Source organism: Kitasatospora sp. NPDC048540 (assembly GCF_040651175.1).
GTDB lineage: Bacteria > Actinomycetota > Actinomycetes > Streptomycetales > Streptomycetaceae > Kitasatospora.
In genome coordinates, this window is the sequence record NZ_JBEZIR010000251.1 from 1 (window position 1) to 3,381 (window position 3,381).

Genomic DNA, 3,381 nt, shown 5'->3' on the forward strand with positions numbered 1-3,381 from the left:
GGGGCGCGGCCGGGCGCTGCGAGACGCTTCGGTTGAAGCGCCCCGGTACGAAACTCGGGCCGCCGGCGGGCCGCCCCGCGGGCGAGGTCCGGCGCTGCCGGGCGGGCCCCGGGGTCGTGCCGGGTGGGATGGGCGGATCCGCAGGTCCGGATGGACGGTCTTCCCGAGAGGTTCCGGGGTGACGCCCCACTGGCCGCCGTGAGGTGGTGGACCAGCGCCATGCCGCGGCCGCTCTCGGCGTCCGGTCCGGCGTCGATCCGGCACGGCATCGTGCGGGACCCGTCACAGACGCTGATCCGCACCCGGCCGCCGGTGATCCGCTCCACGCTCACCAGCATCCGCCGCCGGCACCCGGTCTTCACCGCGTTGCCCACCAGCTCGCTGACGACCGGCTCCCCCGCCTCGACGAGGTCGTGAAGGTCCCAGGCGCGCAGCGTGCTGCGCACCAGGCGGCGGGCCGCGGCGGCGGAGGACGGCTCGTACGGCAGCAGCACCCGCACACAGTCCCCGACGGCCGCGGCCCGATCCCGATCCCGATCCTGGGCCTGGGCCTGGGCCTGGGCCTGTGGCCGGTTCCGGGTGGCGACGGTCGCGGTCCGGGCAGCGGCGGCCGTGTGCCGGGCACCCGCCGACCGGACGGTGGCCTGCGGTCGGGCTATCGGGTGCGTGGTCACAGCACTCCGGGATCCTCCGAGGGACGGCGGGCGGTGCGCGGCCCGACGGGGGCAGGCCCGCACACCGGCCCCAACACGCCGCCCACACCCCGCGACAGGGCAACGCGACAGCACCCCACCCACCGCCAGAACAGCCCCCGGGGCGGCCTGACGGCCCCCCAGCCGTCCGGCGCCGGGGCGCAGCGGCGGGCACGGCCTGGACGGCGGCGCAGCGAGGCGGGGACGGGGACGGCAGCCGCCCAGTACCTGGCCCGCGGGGCTACTGCAGCGCGCCGAGCCCGGTCCGGCACGGCCGGCGGGCCGCCGCCGGCCGGGAGGGGCGGGCGGGCGGGGCGGTACGCTGCGCCGCGGGGCTGTCGGAGTCGACACCGGTCACAGATCCGGCAGCCGCGGGGAGGGGAGTGCAATGAGGCATCTGATCGGTTTCTTGGTGTTCCTGTCGGGCGCGGTGGGTCTGCTCGTCGCCTCGAAAGGCGTGCGCGGTTGGGACAACTGGAGCCGCCGCCAGCGGATCGGCGCCGCCGTCTCCGGGGTGCTGATCCTGGTGGGCCTGATCGTTAAGGATTAGCGGGCCGGCCCGGACGACCGCCCGGCGGTGCCCAGCAGGCCGGGACAGCGGCACAGCGGAACGCCGAACGGCCCCGGACGGCGCCGCAGCACCAGCCAGGGCACAACAGGCCCGGGGACGGCGGCACAGCCCGCCCCGCGCGCGGCGCAGGTGAGGGGCCACCACCGGCAGCAGCGTGCCCCGGAACCGGTCCGCCGCCCGGAGCTCCGCGGCATCCTGATCGAGGAGCGCGCCCGCCTCGCGGATCCCCTCACCGGGGGTGCTCGCCCGGTCCTCCCCCGCCAGCACGGCCGCGATGTCGGCGAGCTCACCCACACCCGGGTCATCCACCGGGTCCGCGCCGAACACCACCAGCAGCCCCGCCAGCCCCGCCAGCAGACCATCCCTGCACCCCAACGCCCGTCCGGCGGCAGGCACACGGTCGGGCCCCGGACGCCCCGCCGCCCCGAGGCCGCGCGACCGGTGAGATCACCACCCGCACGGTGCCGTCGTCGCCGAGCGCCTGCAGGCGCCGGCGCACGGTCGCAGCGCTGGTCCCCAGCACCTGGGCGGCCCGCTCCGCCGTGACGCGACCGTCGCACTGCAGCGCGGCCACCAGCCGCTGATCCGTGGAGCTCGGTACGGAATCCGCCGATGCGCGTGCCATGGGAGCAAGTTCCGCCCAACCGGCCGCCGCGCGGGGGCCGTTCCGGTGACTGCGCGCCGACCATGGATGACACCCGCGCAGCAAACATTCTGACGCTGCATCAGTCGGCCGCGACCACCACCAACGAAGCATCCGATGCGGCACGCAACGCCCGGCCCGTCCGGGCCGGCTCCGCTGCGCGGCTCAGCCCCGCAGCAACCTCACCGGGCATCCGTATGCCCTTTCACAGCTCACCGATCGGAGATCCACGTGTCCCTGAAGCCGTCCGCCCGTACCGTGCTCGCCGCCATCGCCCTCGCCGCCCTCGCCGCCGTCACAGCGACCCCTGCAGGCGCCCAGGAGCGTCCGCGAATCACCCCTGCGACGAGCACCGCAGGGTCATGGCACATCACCGGAAACTGGTACCTGTACAAGAAGGACTGCGTGGACGCCGGCCAGCAGTACGAGCGTGAAGGCTTTCCGTACCAGTGCCGCTACGGCTACCTCCCGCCTGCCGGGAAAGACGTGTACTGGCTCTACATCTACAACTAGCCCCTGGCACCGCTCCCGCACGACAGCCCTCCGGCCACATCGGCGGGACGTCACCGCCCACGGACGGCGCCCCCCACCCGGCCCTCGCGCACACCCCGCCACCGGGCCCGCCCGGCACCGGCGCCCGGCAACGAGGGGCGGAGGCTTCAGGACGATCCACCGATCCGGGCTCGGTGCGGGCACCGTCCCATCATCGCGCGAGATTGGCGGCCCCCGCGAGCCGCTTGCACGGCGGCCACCCCGTCCGTACACGCCCACCGGAGCCGCCGGGACCGGGTACGACCCGACAGGGGCACGGCTCCAGGCTGATACCGCCCCGGGCAGGATCGGGGCGCAGCGGCGGGGCCGGTGTGTTCGCACGGCGCGGCCCGACGAGTGCGTGGCCGACGAGTGCGCGGCCGACGAGTGCGTGGCCGACGAGTGCGTGGCTGGCGCCTGTGGGGCGGGCTACCAGGCGGCTGCGGCCCGGGCCGGCCCGTCGGCCACCGCGCCCGCCGCCGATCCCAGCCGGGCACAGGCCGAGGCGAGGAACGCCGCTGCGCGGCGCAGATGACGGACCACCACCGGCAGCAGCGTGCCCCGGAACCGGTCCGCCGCCCGGAGCTCGGCGGCAGCCTGATCGAGGAGCGCGCCCGCCTCGCGGACCCCCTCACCCCGGCCGCTGGTCCGGTACTCCCCCGCCAGCGCGGCCGCAGCATCGCCGAGCTCACCGACGCCCGGGTCCTCCACCGGGTCCGCGCCGAACACCACCAGCAGGCCCGCCAGTTCCGCCAGCAGACCGTCCCTGCGCCCCACCCACCACGAACTCACGCAGCGATCATGCACCATGACAGGTCGTACAGGGCCGTGAACAGGTCAACCCGCCCCGCACCCGGGGGCGCGAACGGCGCGCACCGGACAGCAGGGCCTGCGCGCGGCGCAGCCGGGCGCAGGGCGGTGGGGCGGGGGGCGGTGGGGCGGGG

At 76.2% G+C, this 3,381-nt stretch carries 5 protein-coding genes; 2 read left to right on the top strand and 3 right to left on the bottom strand.

The window, feature by feature from the left end; genetic code table 11:
- A partial coding sequence (locus AB0D08_RS40545) for an ATP-binding protein (RefSeq protein WP_359895389.1) occupies window positions 1-494 on the bottom strand: 494 nt, incomplete at its 3' end.
- A gap of 586 nt (window positions 495-1,080) precedes the next feature.
- Here AB0D08_RS40545 and AB0D08_RS40550 point away from each other — a divergent pair.
- Entirely contained in the window at window positions 1,081-1,242 is a 162-nt protein-coding gene (locus tag AB0D08_RS40550) for a hypothetical protein (RefSeq protein WP_359895391.1), read from the top strand.
- Between the two features lie 322 nt (window positions 1,243-1,564).
- Here AB0D08_RS40550 and AB0D08_RS40555 read toward each other — a convergent pair whose 3' ends face one another.
- A complete protein-coding gene (locus tag AB0D08_RS40555; RefSeq protein WP_359895393.1) occupies window positions 1,565-2,020 on the bottom strand; it encodes an AsnC family protein in 456 nt (151 codons plus the stop codon).
- A 117-nt stretch (window positions 2,021-2,137) separates the two neighbouring features.
- On the opposite strand from AB0D08_RS40555, the gene AB0D08_RS40560 reads away from it, so the two are divergent.
- A complete protein-coding gene (locus tag AB0D08_RS40560; protein ID WP_033823370.1) occupies window positions 2,138-2,419 on the top strand; it encodes a hypothetical protein in 282 nt (93 codons plus the stop codon).
- 447 nt (window positions 2,420-2,866) lie between these two features.
- On the opposite strand, the gene AB0D08_RS40565 is transcribed toward AB0D08_RS40560, so the two are convergent.
- Complete coding sequence (locus AB0D08_RS40565; RefSeq protein ID WP_359895395.1) at window positions 2,867-3,229, bottom strand: hypothetical protein; 363 nt, start codon at window positions 3,227-3,229, stop codon at window positions 2,867-2,869.
- Window positions 3,230-3,381 lie beyond the last annotated feature (152 nt).